19 protein-coding genes are annotated in these 17,415 nt (G+C 49.1%); 10 read left to right on the plus strand and 9 right to left on the minus strand.

Annotated features, from left to right (window positions below; genetic code table 11):
* Positions 1-2: 2 nt before the first annotated feature.
* Complete coding sequence (locus I3X05_RS12920) at positions 3-1,343, minus strand: Na(+)-translocating NADH-quinone reductase subunit A (protein ID WP_082069718.1); 1,341 nt, start codon at positions 1,341-1,343, stop codon at positions 3-5.
* A 484-nt stretch (positions 1,344-1,827) separates the two neighbouring features.
* Entirely contained in the window at positions 1,828-2,139 is a 312-nt protein-coding gene (gene bolA / locus I3X05_RS12925; protein WP_045571088.1) for a transcriptional regulator BolA, read from the minus strand.
* Between the two features lie 205 nt (positions 2,140-2,344).
* On the opposite strand from bolA, the gene I3X05_RS12930 reads away from it, so the two are divergent.
* From I3X05_RS12930 to I3X05_RS12945, 4 genes are all read left to right on the plus strand, one after another.
* Positions 2,345-3,475, plus strand: a complete 1,131-nt coding sequence (locus I3X05_RS12930) for a methyltransferase (protein ID WP_045571089.1) — start codon at positions 2,345-2,347, stop codon at positions 3,473-3,475.
* A gap of 77 nt (positions 3,476-3,552) precedes the next feature.
* Positions 3,553-4,122 carry a YajG family lipoprotein gene (locus I3X05_RS12935; RefSeq protein ID WP_337970775.1) on the plus strand — a complete coding sequence of 190 codons (570 nt, stop codon included), beginning with the start codon at positions 3,553-3,555 and terminating at the stop codon, positions 4,120-4,122.
* Entirely contained in the window at positions 4,122-4,679 is a 558-nt protein-coding gene (locus I3X05_RS12940) for a peptidylprolyl isomerase (RefSeq protein ID WP_337970776.1), read from the plus strand. The genes I3X05_RS12935 and I3X05_RS12940 overlap by 1 nt, the downstream gene beginning before the upstream one ends.
* 51 nt (positions 4,680-4,730) lie before the next feature.
* Complete coding sequence (locus I3X05_RS12945) at positions 4,731-6,122, plus strand: AmpG family muropeptide MFS transporter (RefSeq protein ID WP_045571092.1); 1,392 nt, start codon at positions 4,731-4,733, stop codon at positions 6,120-6,122.
* Positions 6,123-6,204: 82 nt separating this feature from the next.
* On the opposite strand, the gene I3X05_RS12950 is transcribed toward I3X05_RS12945, so the two are convergent.
* The 3 genes from I3X05_RS12950 to I3X05_RS12960 form a co-directional block, all read right to left on the minus strand.
* Positions 6,205-6,870 carry a ChrR family anti-sigma-E factor gene (locus tag I3X05_RS12950; protein WP_045571093.1) on the minus strand — a complete coding sequence of 222 codons (666 nt, stop codon included), beginning with the start codon at positions 6,868-6,870 and terminating at the stop codon, positions 6,205-6,207.
* Positions 6,867-7,451 (minus strand): RNA polymerase sigma factor, encoded by a 585-nt coding sequence (locus I3X05_RS12955; protein WP_045571094.1) that lies wholly within the window; start codon positions 7,449-7,451, stop codon positions 6,867-6,869. The genes I3X05_RS12950 and I3X05_RS12955 overlap by 4 nt, the downstream gene beginning before the upstream one ends.
* Before the next feature lie 116 nt (positions 7,452-7,567).
* Positions 7,568-8,152: an LON peptidase substrate-binding domain-containing protein gene (locus I3X05_RS12960; RefSeq protein WP_045571095.1), complete on the minus strand. Its 585-nt coding sequence runs from the start codon at positions 8,150-8,152 to the stop codon at positions 7,568-7,570.
* A gap of 309 nt (positions 8,153-8,461) precedes the next feature.
* On the opposite strand from I3X05_RS12960, the gene I3X05_RS12965 reads away from it, so the two are divergent.
* The 4 genes from I3X05_RS12965 (at position 8,462) to csdA (ending at position 12,087) form a co-directional block, all read left to right on the plus strand.
* Positions 8,462-9,280, plus strand: a complete 819-nt coding sequence (locus I3X05_RS12965) for an outer membrane protein OmpK (protein WP_045571096.1) — start codon at positions 8,462-8,464, stop codon at positions 9,278-9,280.
* Between the two features lie 109 nt (positions 9,281-9,389).
* A complete protein-coding gene (panE, locus tag I3X05_RS12970) occupies positions 9,390-10,280 on the plus strand; it encodes a 2-dehydropantoate 2-reductase (protein ID WP_082069720.1) in 891 nt (296 codons plus the stop codon).
* A complete protein-coding gene (locus I3X05_RS12975; RefSeq protein WP_045571097.1) occupies positions 10,277-10,876 on the plus strand; it encodes a DJ-1 family glyoxalase III in 600 nt (199 codons plus the stop codon). The genes panE and I3X05_RS12975 overlap by 4 nt, the downstream gene beginning before the upstream one ends.
* Positions 10,876-12,087 carry a cysteine desulfurase CsdA gene (gene csdA / locus I3X05_RS12980; protein ID WP_045571098.1) on the plus strand — a complete coding sequence of 404 codons (1,212 nt, stop codon included), beginning with the start codon at positions 10,876-10,878 and terminating at the stop codon, positions 12,085-12,087. The genes I3X05_RS12975 and csdA overlap by 1 nt, the downstream gene beginning before the upstream one ends.
* 315 nt (positions 12,088-12,402) lie before the next feature.
* Here csdA and csdE read toward each other — a convergent pair whose 3' ends face one another.
* The 4 genes from csdE to I3X05_RS13000 form a co-directional block, all read right to left on the minus strand.
* The gene (csdE, locus tag I3X05_RS12985) at positions 12,403-12,837 is read right to left on the minus strand and encodes a cysteine desulfurase sulfur acceptor subunit CsdE (RefSeq protein WP_337970777.1); all 435 of its coding nucleotides are present in this window, start codon (positions 12,835-12,837) and stop codon (positions 12,403-12,405) included.
* Between the two features lie 40 nt (positions 12,838-12,877).
* Positions 12,878-13,687, minus strand: a complete 810-nt coding sequence (tcdA, locus tag I3X05_RS12990; RefSeq protein WP_193157518.1) for a tRNA cyclic N6-threonylcarbamoyladenosine(37) synthase TcdA — start codon at positions 13,685-13,687, stop codon at positions 12,878-12,880.
* An 82-nt stretch (positions 13,688-13,769) separates the two neighbouring features.
* A complete protein-coding gene (gene mltA / locus I3X05_RS12995) occupies positions 13,770-14,873 on the minus strand; it encodes a murein transglycosylase A (protein ID WP_045571100.1) in 1,104 nt (367 codons plus the stop codon).
* A 118-nt stretch (positions 14,874-14,991) separates the two neighbouring features.
* Positions 14,992-15,465 carry a DUF2850 domain-containing protein gene (locus tag I3X05_RS13000; protein ID WP_045571101.1) on the minus strand — a complete coding sequence of 158 codons (474 nt, stop codon included), beginning with the start codon at positions 15,463-15,465 and terminating at the stop codon, positions 14,992-14,994.
* A gap of 144 nt (positions 15,466-15,609) precedes the next feature.
* On the opposite strand from I3X05_RS13000, the gene argA reads away from it, so the two are divergent.
* Together argA and I3X05_RS13010 are read left to right on the plus strand one after the other, a co-directional pair.
* Positions 15,610-16,947, plus strand: coding sequence for an amino-acid N-acetyltransferase (argA, locus tag I3X05_RS13005; RefSeq protein WP_045571102.1), 1,338 nt, complete (start codon positions 15,610-15,612; stop codon positions 16,945-16,947).
* 220 nt (positions 16,948-17,167) lie between these two features.
* Positions 17,168-17,350, plus strand: coding sequence for a hypothetical protein (locus I3X05_RS13010; protein WP_039430341.1), 183 nt, complete (start codon positions 17,168-17,170; stop codon positions 17,348-17,350).
* Positions 17,351-17,415: the final 65 nt, after the last annotated feature.

Genomic DNA, 17,415 nt, shown 5'->3' on the forward strand with positions numbered 1-17,415 from the left:
AATTACCCTTCCTTCTCAATCTTGTCGAGGCATTCACGCAGTAGCTGACCGTACTCGTATTTGCCTGGACACACAAAGGTACACAGCGCGAGATCTTCTTCGTCCAGCTCCAAAGCACCTAGGCTTTGCGCACTGTCAGAATCACCAGCACAAAGATCACGAAGCAACAACGTTGGCTCCATGTCGAGCGGCAGTACTTTTTCGTAGTTGCCAATCGGTACCATTGAACGATCACTACCGTTAGTCGAGGTTGTCATATTGAACAACTGACCTTTGAACAAGTGACCAAGGAATGAACGGGTAACAGAGAACTTGTTCTTGCCAGGCATTGCCCAACCAAGGAACTCTTTGTCACGACCTTCACGCAGAACAGAAACCTGCAGGTGGTAACGACCCAGATAAGCGTGAGGACCCGTTGCATGCACACCAGAAAGTACCGAGCCAGAGATGACACGCACTTCACCGGGCATGATCTCGTTATCGGTCACTTCATCTAGGCTTGCACCGATAACGGTACGAACCAAGCGAGGATTGTTGACAACCGGACCAGCCAGAGAAATTACGCGCTCAGCATACAGTTCACCAGTCAGGAACAATTTACCGAAAGCGATAACGTCCTGATAGTTAATGCTCCAAGCCACGTTTTGTGCATTTACAGGGTAAAGGAAATGCATGTGGGTGCCAGCTAGGCCAGCTGGATGCGGGCCATCAAATACATGCTCTTCGACATTAGACTGCGCGCTGCGTGGCAGGCTAGAGCCAGATTTACACACGTAAACCTTGCCTTCAGTCAAAGCGGAAAGCACATCCAATCCAGCAACGAAAGCTTCAGCTTGTCCATTGATAATCAACTCAGGTTTCGCTGCCAAAGGATTGGTATCCATTGCCGTCACGAAGATCGCCTTAGTTGAAGACTCGATTGCCGGAACCTTACTGAACGGACGAGTACGCAGAGCAGTCCAAAGCCCAGACTCAACCAGTTGAGTTCTGATCGCTGCGCGATCAAGACCTGCCAGTTGGCTAGCTTCAAACTTATCAAAAGTAACCTGCTCGTCACCTGCCACTTCAACCACAACCGATTGAAGGACACGTTTCGCGCCACGATTGACTTCGATAACTTTACCGCTCACTGGAGAAGTAAATTTCACGCCAGGGTTCTTTTTGTCTTCAAAAAGAATTTGGGCTTTCTTCACTTCATCACCTACGCGTACATGCATCGTAGGACGCATGCCAACGTACTCTTCGCCAAGCAAGGCGACTTTTTTGATGGCTTTGCCATCATTAATCACCTGGGTAGGAGCTCCTGCTATAGGAAGGTCCAAACCCTTTTTTATTGTAATCATACGCACTTGCACTACTTTTATCGGGAAAAAGATTCTTTTGATTGCGTAACTTTTAGACACGACATTTGTGTCCGGTTCTGGCGTCGTTTTAAACGCCAAAATCGCAACATCCTTTTAAAAATCTCTTCACATGAAATTGGAGAGATTTATCAGGTGCGATATTTTAGCATCTTTTGCGAACTTGATGCCATGACCAATAAACGCATTAGCCGTTTTATTTCGAATGAATTGAGAGATATAGACTAACTATTGTTCATAACTTTGACACGTCGCACAAATGGCAACCGGATTACAAACTTCTAGCATAGGCAGAAACTATCGATCTCGACCTATCATTTGTTACACTCATTTGTTGAAACGCTGTTAATACATTTTTTAATCAGTATCGCTAAGAAAGCGAACCATTGATGGACATAAAAAAAGATGGTTTACACCATCTTTCCCTCAATCATCAAACAAACCAGCCTTGGTACAAAGACCGATTTTAAACACGGCTGCCGCCCATACACATTGGGCTGTCTGGCGCGCCGCCGCGTTCTAATCGCCACTCTTTCTCAGTGTAGGTGTGAATCGCCAACGCATGGATGTGATTATTCAGCTCATCGGCTAATGCTTGATTCACTTGACGATGACGGGCAAGCAGTCTCTGCCCTTCAAATTTGTTAGTCACCACAATGACTTTGAAGTGACTTTCTGAGCCTGGTGGTACGTTGTGCATGTAACTTTCGTTCACGACGCTCAGATAATCTGGCTCAAACGTATTGTGCAGCTTCGTTTCTATGACTTCTTGGATCATATTTCATCCCCTTTGCTCACGAACCCTACAAGTATATACCCTATTTTACCGACATTGGTCTGATGAATAGAATAAGACTGAACATTCTATCAACATCAACCGCTACAGAAGAAGATCCGTTGTGTTTTTTTGTAGACTCTGCCTATCTTGTTTGCCAGCCATCTGCGAGAATATTGTTAGAACTCAATATGACACGCACCATTTTATGAAAACCGATCTTTCTCTTCACGACAGAAACCTCACTCTCTTCAGATATCCAAAATTAACCAATGAAACACTGCAAGCGTGGGACGCCGGAGATGAGTATCTGATCAATCATGTCGAAGCGCTCGACTTAAATCCGGGGCAGAACATTCTGGTGTTGAACGACCATTTTGGAGCGCTTTCCTGCTGGCTCTCGGCCAAGCATAAAGTGACTTTGATGAGCGATTCCTATATTTCTCATCAAGGTACACGGAACAATTTGCTAGAGAATCAATGTCATAATGTCACCATCCTGACATCGATGGACGCCATACCCAATGACACCCATGTCGTTGTGATGCAATTGCCAAAAAGCAATCGCCATCTGGTATGGCAACTAAGCCAACTTCGCCAAGCCCTCCCGAGTAATGTGCCAGTGATTGCAGTCAACAAGGCCAGAGACATTCACACTTCCACGCTGAATCTGTTTGAGAAATATCTCGGTACGACTACGACATCACTGGCGTGGAAAAAACATCGCCTTGTCTTTTGTCACGCCAACAGTTTGCAGCCAGACACACCAGCTGCGCTCGTCAGTTGGGATGTGCCAGAGCATCAAATGACGCTGCAAAATCTGCCAAATGTCTATTCGGGTGAAAGCTTAGACTTAGGCGCTCGCTTTATGTTAGAGCATATTCCAAGCGATGAAAAACTCACACACATCATTGATTTAGGCTGCGGTAACGGGGTGTTGTCGGTCAAAGCCGCGCGGCTCAACCCACAGGCAAAAATCACCTTGGTGGATGAAAGTTTTATGGCGTTGGCCAGTGCAAAACTCAACATTGAACACAATGCGGAGCACACGGCCGAAGTGGAATTTATTGCCAACAACTGCTTGGAAGGATTTTCGCCGCAAAGCGCTGCTCTGATCTTGTGTAACCCGCCATTTCATCAGCAACAAACCGTCACTGACCATATTGCTTGGCAGATGTTTTGTGATGCAAAACGGGTGCTGGTAAAAGAGGGGAAACTTTTGGTGATCGGCAATCGCCATTTAGGGTACGATGCCAAACTAAGACGCCTTTACGGTGAGAAGAATGTAAAGCTCGTCGCTTCAAATAGTAAGTTTGTGATTTTACAGGCAACTAAATAAGCTGCTAGTTTTAATCCGCTCCATTCTTGATTTTAATGTTAGGTTATAAGCCATCGTTGCTAACAAAGGAATACACCATGAGAAAACTGGTTATCGCTGCTTCTATCGCCCTGCTTGCGGCCTGTTCGACTCCTCAGCAGGAACAACTCAATCTGAACCCGCAAGCGACCTTAAGCACCAATCCACTTGTACAAGGCAAAACTTACAGTCTAACAAGTAAAGATCTGCGCGCCGCACAATACGTTGCCCTGCTCGATAGTGGGCGCTCCAATATTCTGCCACTGCATGCCAAACAGAATATGCGCATTCTACTGGAAAGCCTGCTCGAGCAGCAATTCTCCTCACAAGGCTATAAAGTGGATCTCAACAGCAGTAACTTGATCAACTTAGAGATACGTGAAGCTCTGGTCAATGTGCGCCACAGCGTGATGCAAAATGAGATTGACGCCAAAGTGGTGTTGGTGGTTACCGCAGAGACACCGCGTGGTAAGTTGGAAAAAACCTACAACGGCACCGCGCAGCGCACTGGCTCTTTGAGCGCTTCGGACGAAGAGATCGAAATGGTGCTCAATGACGTGCTCAATTTGGTCATGGCTGAAATTGCCAATGATCAAGAACTGCAATCATACATGAAGGAACGTTTCTAATGCTTAAACCGACCATGAAAGCCATAATCACGACGATGGCTTTGCTCAGCTCTCTAGCATACGCAGGCCCTAAAGTGGCGTTTGAAACGACGCTCGGCACGATCACCATTGAGTTGGATGAAGAAAAAGCACCAAACACCGTCGCCAATTTTCTTAAGTATGTGAATGATGGCAGCTACGTCGGTTCACAGTTCCACCGCGTTATTCCTGGTTTTATGGCACAAGGTGGTGGTTTTGATGAAAAGATGAATCGCTTGCCGACCTACGATGCAATTAAAAACGAAGCCAATAACGGCTTAAAAAACGACACAGCGACCATTGCCATGGCACGCACTCAAGACCCACATTCAGCCACACGGCAGTTTTTCATTAATCTCAATGACAATGATTTTCTCAACTACGATGTGCAGCCTCCGGGTTATGCGGTGTTTGGCAAGGTGACCGACGGCTTTAGCGTGGTGCAAGAGATGGCCACTAATCCAACCAAGAGCCAAGGTCGGATGAGCGACATTCCGGTCGTGCCGATTGTCATCACCAAAGCCACTTTACTTCCATAATGACCCGCCCCTTGATAAAAAGGGGCGCGTTCTATTTTTCCGGGATAGGTTATGTCTTCTTCCCCTGCCATTTCTTGGCGCGAGACCTTACAAAGCTACCTAGATAGACGTTTGCTGTGGGTATTTATGCTCGGATGTTCGAGCGGCTTTCCTTGGGTTCTGATTGGATCAAACATGTCTGGCTGGTTGAAAGATGCTGGGCTCACTCGAGCTGCAATCGGCTATTTCGGCAGTGTGTTTGCCGTCTATGCGATCAACTTTCTCTGGGCGCCGCTGGTGGACCGGGTCAAAATTCCGCTGTTGCACGCACGTTTGGGCCAAAGACGCAGCTGGATTTTCCTTTGTCAGATTTTTGTTTTGCTGGCAACTTTGCTGATTGCTGGGGTCAATCCGGCCGACAATCTCGCTTTAACGTCCGCATTAGCGCTGGCGATTGCCATCGCCTCCGCCACGCAAGATGTCGCGATTGACGCCTTTCGTATCGATACCTTTCCCAAGTCCAACACCTCTAAGTTGCCACAAGCGTCTGCCATGGCGGTGATCGGTTGGTGGACGGGGTATTCACTGCCGGGCTACTTGGCTTTTGTGAACGCAGACACCATAGGCTGGAACGGCGTTTACTACGGCATGGCGGCCATTGTCGCTTTACTCATGCTGTTTACCTTGCTCGTGGGTGAACCTGTTACCCACCGCGACGAACTGCAAGCCGCCGCGCAAAAGCGCCATGGTGATGTCGTCGGCTCGAAATGGGTCGCTTGGCTGAGTGTGACGGTACTGGAACCCTTTATCGACTTTTTTAAACGCAACGGTACGCGCGTCGCCATCACACTGCTTTTGTTCGTTTTCCTGTTCAAAATTGGCGAAGCTTTTCTTGGCCGCATGTCGATCACCTTTTACAAGGAAATTGGTTTTAGCAATGAACAAATCGGCTACTACTCCAAACTGCTCGGTTGGGGAATCACCATGTTTTTCACCTTAATTGGCAGTATGGTGAATGTTCGCTTTGGCATCGTCAAAGGGCTGATGATAGGCGGCACGGCGATGGCCGCAAGTAATTTGATGTTTGCTTGGATTGCGCAAGTCGGACCAAATGAGCCGCTATTTTTAGCCACTCTCGTGGTCGATAACTTTACATCTGCCTTTTCAACCGTCGCCTTTGTCTCTTTCCTCACCGTGGTCACTGGCCAAGCTTTTTCCGCTTCTCAGTACGCGCTATTGGCATCACTGGGTAACTTTGGCCGCACGACGCTGGCATCGTTCAGTGGCGAACTGGTGGATTATCTGGACAATTGGTCGATGTTCTTTATCGCTACGGCCATTATGGTGATCCCGAGTTTGTTAATGCTCTACTCGCTGCGGCACTACTTTAGCGATGTGTTAAAGAAAGCAGCACAAAACGACCAAGTAGACGCAAAAACGGATAGTGAGTTAAAGGCGCAATAGCAAAAAGAGCAATAACAGAGATAGATATAAACGACAAACAGGATAAGAGAAAGGCTTGCAGAATTTGCAAGCCTTGTGCTTTTTAAGGGTACATACCACGTCCGAACATATTAAAGATGCGCGCCACGCCTTGGGTAAACACCATTGGCTCGGTAAGCACCGTCAAACACAAGCAATCGGTATCTGCTTTGGTTCTTGGGCTGTGCTTAACCGAAGCATCACGCAGTAAGAAATCTCCCGCTTGGTACTCACCATCTTCATCACCAAAACTGCCGTGCAGCACTAAAGTTGCTTCCAAGCCTTTGTGTGTGTGCTGCGGAATTTGCACTCCTTCGGATATATACATCAGATTGACTCTCGCCTCTTCGCCAAAGTCAATTGGTGCACTGTAGACTTTGCCACCGTAGCTGCGCCACTCTGCCACCAAGTCGGCGTAGCGGCTCAGCGTTTGGGGCAACATGAAACGACGGTTTTTCACCGTAACAAAACGGCGATCATAGACTTCGCGCGCATCGGAGCGGATCTGGCTGTCCATGACTTGCGCTAGCATGTGGCTAAAATCGATCTCAGCCAGCGGTTCCGAGTTTGGTTCAAACATAGTTTGTGCCTGCGCGCCTTCCATGTGCGCCACGGCGTTCTGACACTCAGGACAGGTTTCCAAATGGGTAGCGACCATCAACCCTGTGACCGCGTCAACTTCTCCACAGGCATACGCCTGCAACATGGTAATGTCGGGGTGAAAACTCATAACTTATCCGCCTGCATACTGTGTCTTAACTTCTCTACCGCAAGTCTTAAACGTGACTTAACCGTCCCCAGAGGAATATCGAACATCTCTGCCACTTGCTGTTGTGGTAAATCCTCGATGTACACCGCCTGCATCACTTCTCGTTGTGCCTTGGGTAGACACTGAAGAAACTTCAACACCTGCTCTTTGAGTAGATCTTGTTCTGGGCTGTAGCAATCCACTAAGTCGAGTGGGTAGTAGTCACTCGGCCAAATATCGTCGGCATGGATGTGTAAATCTCGGCCTTTCTGTTTGCGCAACAAATCAAAACAGAGATTGCGAGCAATGGTGTAAACCCAAGTAGAAAGCGCACTTTTGCTGCCATCAAACAGGTGTGCCTTGTGCCACACCGTCATCATGGTATCTTGGACTAACTCCAAAGCAACTTGCTCATTACCCACATGCTTGTAAGCGAAATGACGTAATTTGGGCGCGTAAAAGTTGAAAATCACAGCAAATGCCTGCCGATCTTTCTCTTTCACTCTTTCCATGCACGCCGACCAATCTTGCCGGGTCATCGCTTGAGGATTTTCATTCAACATAGCCAGTCCTTCTGAAGGCGTTATGCTCGCTTTGGTGGTTGTACGTTATTGTTCACCGTGTGGATCAGTCTCATCACACAAATTTTTCTCGCTTAACGCTTAAATAGACGCTTTGCTTAGTGCTGGTAGCGTGCATTGTCATTCTCCACTACTTGGCTGAGAAAGTTTAGCCCACTAGAGCAATCAGGATGCCCGGCAAATTGTTCAAATTGTTGCACGCTGAGCGGTAAAATTTCCAGCCAACGCTGAGTCACCCAGTTCGCATCAGCGTAGAGCCTTTGCGGGTACAGATCAGCTAACTGAGGAAATTGCGCATAGACTTGGTCAAGCTGTTTGCCAAGGTAGCTCTCTTGCTCTGGCAGATCGGCTTGCGGCCAAGGTGACAGAGGTTGCACGGTCGCCAAACGCAAACCATCCTGTTCGAGCGCAATTTGCTCGATAGTAAAGCGTTGCACCCCCTGCACGGTAATCCCCAACAGGCCATCAGGCAAGACATCAAAATCGATGATTTTCACCTCCGTACCACATTGGGATAAGGTACTGCGCCCTGCACTCCTATCCACCAAACACATGCCAAAGGTCAAATTGTGCTCACAGCAGGTTTTCACCATGCGTTGGTATCTTGGCTCAAAAATCCTCAATTTCATTTTTCCGCTAGGCAACACGGTTGAGCTGAGAGGAAAAAGCATTAGTTGCGTCATAGTCACCCCGCTTAAAACTTCTGCAGCTTTCTACGCGCAAACCTTTACCTAGATCACAATGAAGGCAATTTATTAACAACCCTGCCTCTCTCTCGCTTTCAACAAATCCTCGCCTGCATCCAGATTGATAGTTTTATAAAAGTTCCCAACTTTCGTTTCAAAAGGAGATCGTGATCACCCAAATTGAAGAAAAATTGCACTCACATCACTTTTATTTGCGATTTAAATCGCTATGATGCGCGCAAATCATAGAACACAAGCACACGAACAGTGTGTCTTAACACCGTTACAAATATAGAGAGTTCCCCTATGCGTAAAACACTATTGACTCTTGGTCTGCTAGCAGCCACCGCTGCTCCAGTTATGGCTGCTGACTACTCTGGCGACGTTCACAAGAACGATTACAAGTGGATGCAATTCAACCTAATGGGTGCATTCGACGAGAAAGGTTATTCTGAATCTTCTCATGATTACCTAGAAATGGAATTTGGCGGCCGCTCTGGTATTTTCGACCTATACGGTTACGTAGATGTGTTTAACCTAGCTTCAGATCCTGGTAGTGATAAAGCTGGCGCAGAAAAAATCTTTATGAAGTTCGCACCGCGTATGTCTCTTGATGCGGTGACGGGCAAAGATCTCTCTTTCGGTCCAGTACAAGAACTGTACGTTGCATCTCTAATCGAGTGGGGTGGTAGCTCTGTTGTAAACAACCAAAAAATCGGTCTAGGTTCTGATGTGAATGTGCCTTGGCTGGGTAAAATCGGTCTAAACCTTTACGCATTCTACGATGGTAATAAGAAAGACTGGAACGGTTTCCAGTTGTCTACCAACTGGTTTAAACCTTTCTACTTCTTTGAAAACGGTTCATTTATCTCTTACCAAGGCTACATTGATTGGCAATTTGCAATGGACGATGACAAGATTGATAGCAAATTCGACACTACTGCTAGCAGTGGCGGCGCGATGTTTAACGGTATCTACTGGCACTCAGACCGCTTTGCAGTAGGTTACGGCCTAAAAGCATACAAAGATGTGTACGGTTTCGCAGATGGCGAAGCTCTAGCTTGGGGTCACAAACCAGAATCGTCTGGTGTAGGTCACTACGTTGCAGTCACTTACAAGTTCTAATTGAACTGAGTTGTAATGCAAAAATGGCGCTTTCGAGCGCCATTTTTATTTGCTTTCGCCAATTCCCTCATTATCCTTGCAGCAAATCCTTTTTGATGAAGATGATTTGGTGAACATTGTCATTTTAGGCCCGGGCGCGGTTGGCTCACTTTGGGCGCTCAAATTACAGCAAGCTGGCCACCAAGTGGCACTGTGGGCAAGAGAGAATGCTCCGACACTCTCATTGCAGTTGGAACAAGGCCCCTTATACTCTTTTATTAATCAGTCGCCGCAAGAGATAAAGCATGCGGATCTGTTGCTTGTCACCGTTAAAGCTTGGCAGGTTGCAGAGGCTTTGGCACCGCTGGTCGATTCACTGTCAAGCGACAGCATCATTGTGCTAATGCATAACGGCATGGGCACGGCTGAACAGGTAACGGCTTTGCTGCCGGGTAATCCTCTGGTCGTCGCCACCACCACACATGGGGCTTACAAGCCTTCGCGCCAGCAGGTTTTGCACACTGGCATAGGCACTACCCAACTTGGCGGAGTGAATGCGCTTGGTAAGCAGTGCGCTTTTCTCGCTGACGTGTTTGACCACGCCCTGCCCGCTGTGCACTGGAATGAGCAGATTGAGCACGCCCTGTGGACCAAACTGGCGATCAATTGCACCATCAACCCGCTCACCGCCATTCATCAATGCAAAAACGGTCAACTGGCAGACGCTCGTTTTGCGCCTATGCTGAGTGAAATCAGCGCAGAGCTTGTTTCCGTGATGCAACGGGAAGGAATAGCGAGCGATCACTCGCATCTGCTGCGCAGCGTCATGCAGGTAGTTGAGGCAACCGCCGAAAATTACTCCTCCATGCAGCAAGACATCTATTACCAACGCAAAAGCGAAATTGACTTTATTAACGGTTACTTACTGCGCTGCGCTGCCAAACATCACATCAAGACTCCTCACAATCAAAAACTGTTTGAACAAATCAAACAGATAGAACAGAGCTGGACAACATCATGACAAAACGAATTTTGGTGCCGATTGCACCGGGAACCGAAGAGATGGAAGCGGTTACCGCCATTGATATGATGGTGCGCGCCGGGTATGAGGTGACGGTCGCCAGCGCCGACTTTGAGGGCAACCTCACGATCACGGCGTCGCGCGGCGTGATTTTGGGGGCTCAGTGCCTTTTGATCGACGTCGCCGATGAACCCTTTGACGTAATTATCCTTTCTGGCGGCGTTGCGGGTGCTGAGGCGTTTCGCGACAGCCCACTGTTGCTAGAGATGATCAAACAGCATATGTACGAAGGCAAACTGCTGGCGGCAATCTGCGCCGCGCCAGCACTGGTATTGCAACACCACAACCTCTACCCCAAGGCGCTCATGACCTGTCACCCCAATTTTCGCACGCACATCCCACAAGATAACTGGCGCGCCAAACGGGTGACTTACGATATCAACCACAATCTGCTCACCAGCCAAGGGCCCGGGACTGCGTTGGAATTTGCTATGGAAATCATCATTCTGCTTTCCGGCAAACAGCATGCTCGCCAAGTCGCTGAGCCGATGGTGACGGTTCCAGTGCTGAACTACCACAAGCTGGGTGAAGAGTGATGTTTGACGTCGATTTGGTACGCGCGCAATTTCCCGCGCTGCAACAAAGCGTCCATGGGTCACCGCTGGTCTATCTGGACAGCGCGGCCACGACGCAAAAACCCCAATGCGTGATTGATGCCATCAGCCACTACTACAGCCGACACAATGCCAATGTGCATCGCGGTAGCCACAGTTTAACCGCCGAAGCCACCAGTCAGTTTGAGCAGGCAAGGCATAGCATCGCGCAGTTTATCGGCGCGCAAAGTGACCAAGAGATCATCTGGACACGCGGCGCCACCGAAGCGCTCAATTTGATCGCCCAGACCTATGCGCGCAGCACTTTGCAGCCCGGTGATGAGATTTTGGTTGGTGAGATGGAGCATCACGCCAATATCGTTCCATGGCAAATGGTCGCCGAGCAAACGGGGGCAAAAGTGGTGAAAATCCCCATGACTCAAGATTGCCAATGGGACATGGCGGCCTTTTCGCAGCGTTTAAGCAACCGATGTAAAATTGTTGCCGTGGCGCAAATCACTAACGTCACCGCCAGCCGTCAACCGATTGAAGCGATCATTACACTTGCCCACCAAGTGGGGGCCATTGTGGTGGTCGACGGTGCGCAAGGCATCGTGCACGAACCTGTGAAGGTCGCGGAGTTAAACGCCGACTTTTACGTTTTTTCAGGGCATAAACTTTACGCACCCGCAGGTATTGGCGTGTTATATGGCAAGCTCGCCCTGCTGGAAACGATACCACCCTGGCATGGCGGCGGGAAAATGGTAGAGAGGGTATCGTTTGACAAAACGACGTTTTCCGCTTTGCCGGGCAAATTTGAGGCAGGCACGCCCAACGTTGCGGGAGCACTTGCCCTAGCGAAAGCGATTGAGTGGTATCAGGGCTTTGAGCGCCAAGAAGTCGAAGCGCATTTGCATCAGTTGCAAACCGCAGCGTATCAGGCGCTGGTCAACATCGATGATATTCGTGTGCTCGGTTACCAAGCCAATGCGTCGGTGCTGACTTTTGTCGTCGACGGCGTACACCATCAAGACATCGCCACTTTGCTCGACCAGCAAGGCATTGCGGTGCGTGCAGGCCACCACTGCGCCCATCCTTTGATGGACGCGCTGGGCGTCTCGGGCACTGTGCGGGTGTCGTTTGCGATTTACAACACCATGGATGACGTTGAACGTCTCATCAATGCGGTGAAAAAAGCACTCGAGTTGTTGTGAGGAAGAGAGGTGCTAGGGTTCTAGGTGCTAGGGTTCTAGGTGCTAGGTGCTAGGTGCTAGGAAGAGCGGTTAACAGCGGTCCTATGGTCCTATGGTCCTATGGTCCTATGGTCCTATGGTCCTATGGTCCTATGGTCCTATGGTCCTATGGTCCTATGGTCCTATGGTCCTGTGAAAGGGCAGGGTTCTAGGTGCTGGGTTCTAGGTGCTAGGAAAAGCGGTTAAGAGCGGTCCTATGGTCCTGTGGAAGGGCTGGGTGCTGGGTGCTGGGTGCTGGGTGCTGGGTAGCGAGTCTCTCTTTTGCGGACGAGTTGTCTAGTCGGCTTGAACTTGCTGTTTCATCTGCTCCACAATCGCTTTTAGCCCGTTGCCACGCGACGGGCTAAGGTGAGCAATCAAACCCAGTTTGGCGAAGTAATCATCGATATCAAAGGCCAAAATCTGCTCGGCGCTCTTGCCGTCAAAAGCGGCCATCACCAGCGCAATCAAGCCACGCACAATGCGTGCGTCTGAATCGGCGCAGAAGTACCAACGTCCATCCCGCTGCTGACTCAAGAGCCAAACTTGGCTTTCGCAGCCGGCCACCGTGATTTGCGCCGATTTTAGCGCTTCAGGCATGACTGGTAGCTGTTTGCCCCACAAAATCACCTGACGATAGCGATCTTCCCAACCAGAGAAACCTTGCATCACCGACACAATCTCATCACAGTTGATCTCATGACCAAAAGGGGAAGCGGGAAAATCAGACATGGTGAGGCTCCTAATATTGCAGGGAAGTTGAGACAAATATTTACTGTTTGTGCTTTTGGATTAACTTTTCCACGATGCGCGCCACGGCGACAAAAGCAAACGAGGCCGTGACCACCGTCGCCGCGCCAAAACCACTGGCACAGTCCATCCGTTTTGGTCCTTCGGCGCTCGACTTCACCGCGCAAACAGACCCATCCGCTTGCGGATATTTCAACTGCTCGGTGGAGAACACGCAGTCTATGCCAAACTTACGCGCCGGATTTTTCGGGAAGTTATGATGGCGACGCAAAGTATCTTTGATCTTTTTCGCCAGAGGATCTTGAATGGTCTTGGTCAAATCTGCCACTTGGATTTGGGTTGGATCCACTTGTCCACCCGCACCGCCAATGGTGATCACTTTGATTTTATTGCTGCGACAGTATGCCAGCAGCGACGCTTTAGCTTTGACGCTGTCAATCGCATCCAGCACGTAATCGAATGATTTGCTGAGATACTGGTGCTGATTGTCGGGCGTAATGAAATCGTCAATCAGGTTCACTTTGCACTCCGGGTTGATCAGCTTGACTCGCTCAGCCATCACTTCGATTTTACTCTGCCCGATGGTACCGCTCATCGCATGAATTTGGCGGTTAATGTTGGTCACACACACATCATCCATATCGATCAGCGTCAGTTCGCCAATCCCCGTTCGCACTAACGCTTCGACCGCCCAAGAGCCCACGCCGCCAATACCAATCACGCACACGTGCGCGGCGCGAAGTATCTCTACTTCACTGTTGCCATACAAACGACGCGTGCCACCAAATCGTTGGTTGTAGCTATCAGAGGCTGGGGTATCGAGTTCGCGCATAATCTAAGTTCCAAAGCTCGCCAGAAAAACAAAGAGTGCGATTTATACGCACTCTAAGAGGAAATGTCCAGATGAGGAAAAGCTATTGTCGCTTTTCCGGTGGCATTGCCCAAGGGGCTTGCGTCGGCGTGCCTTCCAAACCCAATTTCCATACTCGGCCAAAATGTTTGTAGTGGCCCGCTTCCGTTCCCGCTCGCGGCCCCATACCATGATAGAGGTCAAGGTGGTTCTGTTTCACCGCCCCGCCCGTATCGAGCACAATCAGCAGGCGCAATTGGTGAGCCCCACTCCAAGTGCCATCAGCGTTGAGCAGCGGTACTTCAGCCAAAATCGGCGTGCCCATCGGGAAAATCGAGCGATCGCCAGCAACCGAAGCCATCGGCAGCAGAGGGATCCCAGCCGTTCCCGTCACAGGCGCTGCGGCGCGCGGCGCAAAAAAGACAAAAGAAGGGTTCTGTTCGAGCAGTTCTCGCACACGGGCTTCATCATTACGCAGTACCCAATCTTTGATCGCCTTGAGCGACATTTTTTCTCGTGCCACTTCGCCGCGTTCAATCAACACCTTACCGATGCTGACGTACGCTTTGTTGTTTTTCCCAGCATAAGCGAAATATTCCAGCGTATCGTCGTCACCAAAATGAACAAAGCCGCTGCCTTGCACTTCCATGATAAACGGATCGATCAAATTCTCTGCGTAACCAAGCTCCAATCCTTGTCCTTGCAGCGCACCAGCATAAATTTGCGCGCGAGTCGGACAATCTTCACTACACTCCGGTTTGCGGTAAACAGGGTAGCGAAAACGCTCATCAGGCAGATGGCGAAGCTCCATCACCGGAGAAAAATAGCCAGTAAACAATACATTGCCTTGCTTATCTCCACCGCCGAGCTGCGCGGTTTGAATGCCAAACGCGCTCAACTCACTCGGCTCGCCGCTTTGCAACACCCATTCATTGAGTTTTTCGTACAGCGGTTGGTAGAGCGCTGCCAGCGATGGAGAGTTGCTTACTACCGCCTCAGACTGGCGGGCAAATTCGGTAAAATCGCGCGGTTTGCTTGAGTTGACTTGCTCCACTTTATTGAGCGAATCGACGAACTCGCCATCAAGATACTGCTGAGCCCGATCGGTTGGCTGCGCACAGCCAAATAGAAGTAAAGAAGCAAACAGAGGAAAGGAAGGTTTTAGCACACGTTATCATCCATCAATCAAGGTGAAGTGAAGGATGGCAAACTCACGCCACAAGCGCAATGATAAAGGCGTAACCGACGGTGAGACTGACACAAATCTGACCCGATAGGATTGACAACTAACGTAAAGAGAGGTTTTGCCGCCCTTCTAAGCGGAAGATAGGCAAGTAGTGATCGTTGGAATCCAGCTTCATCTCAACGTATTGCTGCTGACCTAAAATACGAAAGCGGCGCTCTTTCCCCCCGGTTTGGTAGGAAAAGTATTTACCATCGAACTCGAAACTGGTCGCCACCACTGAGCCGTTTGACGTCACCCCTTCCGCGCTGATCTCAAACACTTCACGGTCATAATGGGGCACATCTTGTTCCACCCATTTGCCATAAATCAGGCTTTTCGGCAGCGGTGGATTAATCGCGCGCGAAATCAAATCACCATACAAAAACAGCACCACCACCGTACCTACAAGGGCTATCCCCATCAGGAGTCGTTCCACAATTTTGCGCTGCTTACGCTTTTGCGCATCCATCTCCATTGCGCTATCTAAGTCGGTTTGATTCTTCTTAACAGTCGGTGGCATCTTGCTATCTTTCATTAATACAACCCGGCTATATTACACCTCTGGTCGCGCTGAACAATCACGCAGATCAATAGTTGCTATCTCAACAAAAAAACACCTTGCTAAAATAAAAATAAAAAGACAAAATTTGTGCATAAAAAATCACAAGGAAATCCAATTGTGAAAATTCGCAGCACCGCTCTCGTAAAAGGTTTTAGACAGTCAACCCCTTATGTTAACGCTCACCGTGGCAAAACCATGGTGATTTTGCTCAGTGGGGAAGCGATTGAAGATAAAAACTTTGGCAACATAATTAATGATATAGCATTAATGCACAGTCTCGGCGTGAAGATTGTTCTGGTGTATGGTGCCAGACCACAAATCAATCACTTACTGGAGAAGCAAGCGTGCCAAACGCCTTATCATAAAAACATTCGTGTGACTGATGAAAACACCATTTCGGTAGTTATGCAGGCAGCAGGACAACTGCAACTGGCGATCACCGCCAGCCTGTCGATGAGCCTTAACAACACGCCCATGGCGGGTACTCAACTGAATGTGGTGAGTGGCAACTTTGTCATCGCCCAGCCGCTTGGCGTGGATGATGGCGTCGATTACTGCCACAGTGGGCGTATCCGTCGTATCGATACCGAAGCGATTAATGGCTCGCTCAGTCAAGGATCGATTGTGCTGCTTGGTCCGATTGCCAGCTCGGTGACAGGCGAATGTTTTAACTTGCTGTCGGAAGAGGTCGCCACTCAGGTCGCGATTCGCCTCAATGCCGATAAGCTGATCGGATTTTGCTCCGAGCAAGGGGTGATCGATGAGAACGGCAATGCAGTCGCTGAGCTGTTCCCAAGTGAAGCGGATGCGGTGATCAAAAAGCTGTCGCAAGATGTCGATCTCAGCAGCGATTTTAGTTCAGGTACATTGCGCTTTCTCAAAGGAGCAGTGTCCGCGTGTCGCGCGGGGGTGCCCCGCAGCCACCTGATCAGTTACAAGATCGACGGTGCGCTGATCCAAGAACTGTTCTCGTTTGACGGCATCGGCACACAGGTGGTCATGGCCAGCTCTGAGCAGGTTCGTCAGGCAGATATTGACGATATCGGTGGCATTTTGGATCTGATTCGCCCGCTGGAAGAGCAAGGCATCTTGGTGAGACGCTCGCGCGAGCAGTTAGAGCAAGAGGTGGAACGTTTTACCATCATCGAGAAAGATGGCCTGATCATCGGCTGCGCGGCACTTTATCCTTATATCGAAGAGAAGATGGCGGAGATGGCTTGCGTGGCGATTCATCCCGATTATCGCGATGGCAACCGTGGCTTGATGTTACTTAACCATATGAAACATAAATCGAAACCAATCGGTATTCAGCAGATCTTTGTTCTCACCACCCACAGTGTACACTGGTTTAGAGAACAAGGTTTTTATGAGATTGGCGTGGATTCTCTGCCGATGGCGAAGAAAAATCTCTACAACTATCAGCGCCGTTCTAAGATCTTAGCGCTGCATTTGTAGAGCTTCCTACTGGCAAAAGCGTGAAATCCGATATGCAATGCTTTACATTATTTTTGCTCACATTTTGTTCTTTTTTTAATCAGCGCACTACTTTATAATGCGCGCCATTCAGGATTACAACCTGAACCAAGGACATAGGAAATACACCATTGCACGGATTGCTCGATTGATTACTTAACCGCCGTCAGTAGGCCACGGCTAAGCAATAAAGAGCACTGATATGAAAACCGTTATTTGTAATTCGTTGCAAAGCTTCTGGGATATGGCAGATAACCAGTTTCTAGAAGGTCTGGATGTTCACTGTGTTTTCCCAGTGAACGCCGCGTTAAAAGAGTTCATCATGAACTACCAACAGCAATACCGAATTCGCAGCATCACTTTTACCAAAGCGTTTCATGCTTAAACAGTTTTACAAGGCCGGGGTTATCCCGGCCTTGTTGCATCAGTGCGATACACGGTGACAACGGC

It is taken from the genome of Vibrio navarrensis (genome assembly GCF_015767675.1).
GTDB lineage: Bacteria > Pseudomonadota > Gammaproteobacteria > Enterobacterales > Vibrionaceae > Vibrio.

Bases quoted from the DNA above. Each gene is read 5' to 3' on its own strand.
- I3X05_RS12920 (WP_082069718.1), bottom strand. From the start codon at position 1,343: ATGATTACAATAAAAAAGGGTTTGGACCTTCCTATAGCAGGAGCTCCT.
- bolA (WP_045571088.1), bottom strand. From the start codon at position 2,139: ATGATCCAAGAAGTCATAGAAACGAAGCTGCACAATACGTTTGAGCCA.
- I3X05_RS12930 (WP_045571089.1), top strand. From the start codon at position 2,345: ATGAAAACCGATCTTTCTCTTCACGACAGAAACCTCACTCTCTTCAGA.
- I3X05_RS12935 (WP_337970775.1), top strand. From the start codon at position 3,553: ATGAGAAAACTGGTTATCGCTGCTTCTATCGCCCTGCTTGCGGCCTGT.
- I3X05_RS12940 (WP_337970776.1), top strand. From the start codon at position 4,122: ATGCTTAAACCGACCATGAAAGCCATAATCACGACGATGGCTTTGCTC.
- I3X05_RS12945 (WP_045571092.1), top strand. From the start codon at position 4,731: ATGTCTTCTTCCCCTGCCATTTCTTGGCGCGAGACCTTACAAAGCTAC.
- I3X05_RS12950 (WP_045571093.1), bottom strand. From the start codon at position 6,870: ATGAGTTTTCACCCCGACATTACCATGTTGCAGGCGTATGCCTGTGGA.
- I3X05_RS12955 (WP_045571094.1), bottom strand. From the start codon at position 7,451: ATGTTGAATGAAAATCCTCAAGCGATGACCCGGCAAGATTGGTCGGCG.
- I3X05_RS12960 (WP_045571095.1), bottom strand. From the start codon at position 8,152: ATGACGCAACTAATGCTTTTTCCTCTCAGCTCAACCGTGTTGCCTAGC.
- I3X05_RS12965 (WP_045571096.1), top strand. From the start codon at position 8,462: ATGCGTAAAACACTATTGACTCTTGGTCTGCTAGCAGCCACCGCTGCT.
- I3X05_RS12975 (WP_045571097.1), top strand. From the start codon at position 10,277: ATGACAAAACGAATTTTGGTGCCGATTGCACCGGGAACCGAAGAGATG.
- csdA (WP_045571098.1), top strand. From the start codon at position 10,876: ATGTTTGACGTCGATTTGGTACGCGCGCAATTTCCCGCGCTGCAACAA.
- csdE (WP_337970777.1), bottom strand. From the start codon at position 12,837: ATGTCTGATTTTCCCGCTTCCCCTTTTGGTCATGAGATCAACTGTGAT.
- tcdA (WP_193157518.1), bottom strand. From the start codon at position 13,687: ATGCGCGAACTCGATACCCCAGCCTCTGATAGCTACAACCAACGATTT.
- I3X05_RS13000 (WP_045571101.1), bottom strand. From the start codon at position 15,465: ATGAAAGATAGCAAGATGCCACCGACTGTTAAGAAGAATCAAACCGAC.
- I3X05_RS13010 (WP_039430341.1), top strand. From the start codon at position 17,168: ATGAAAACCGTTATTTGTAATTCGTTGCAAAGCTTCTGGGATATGGCA.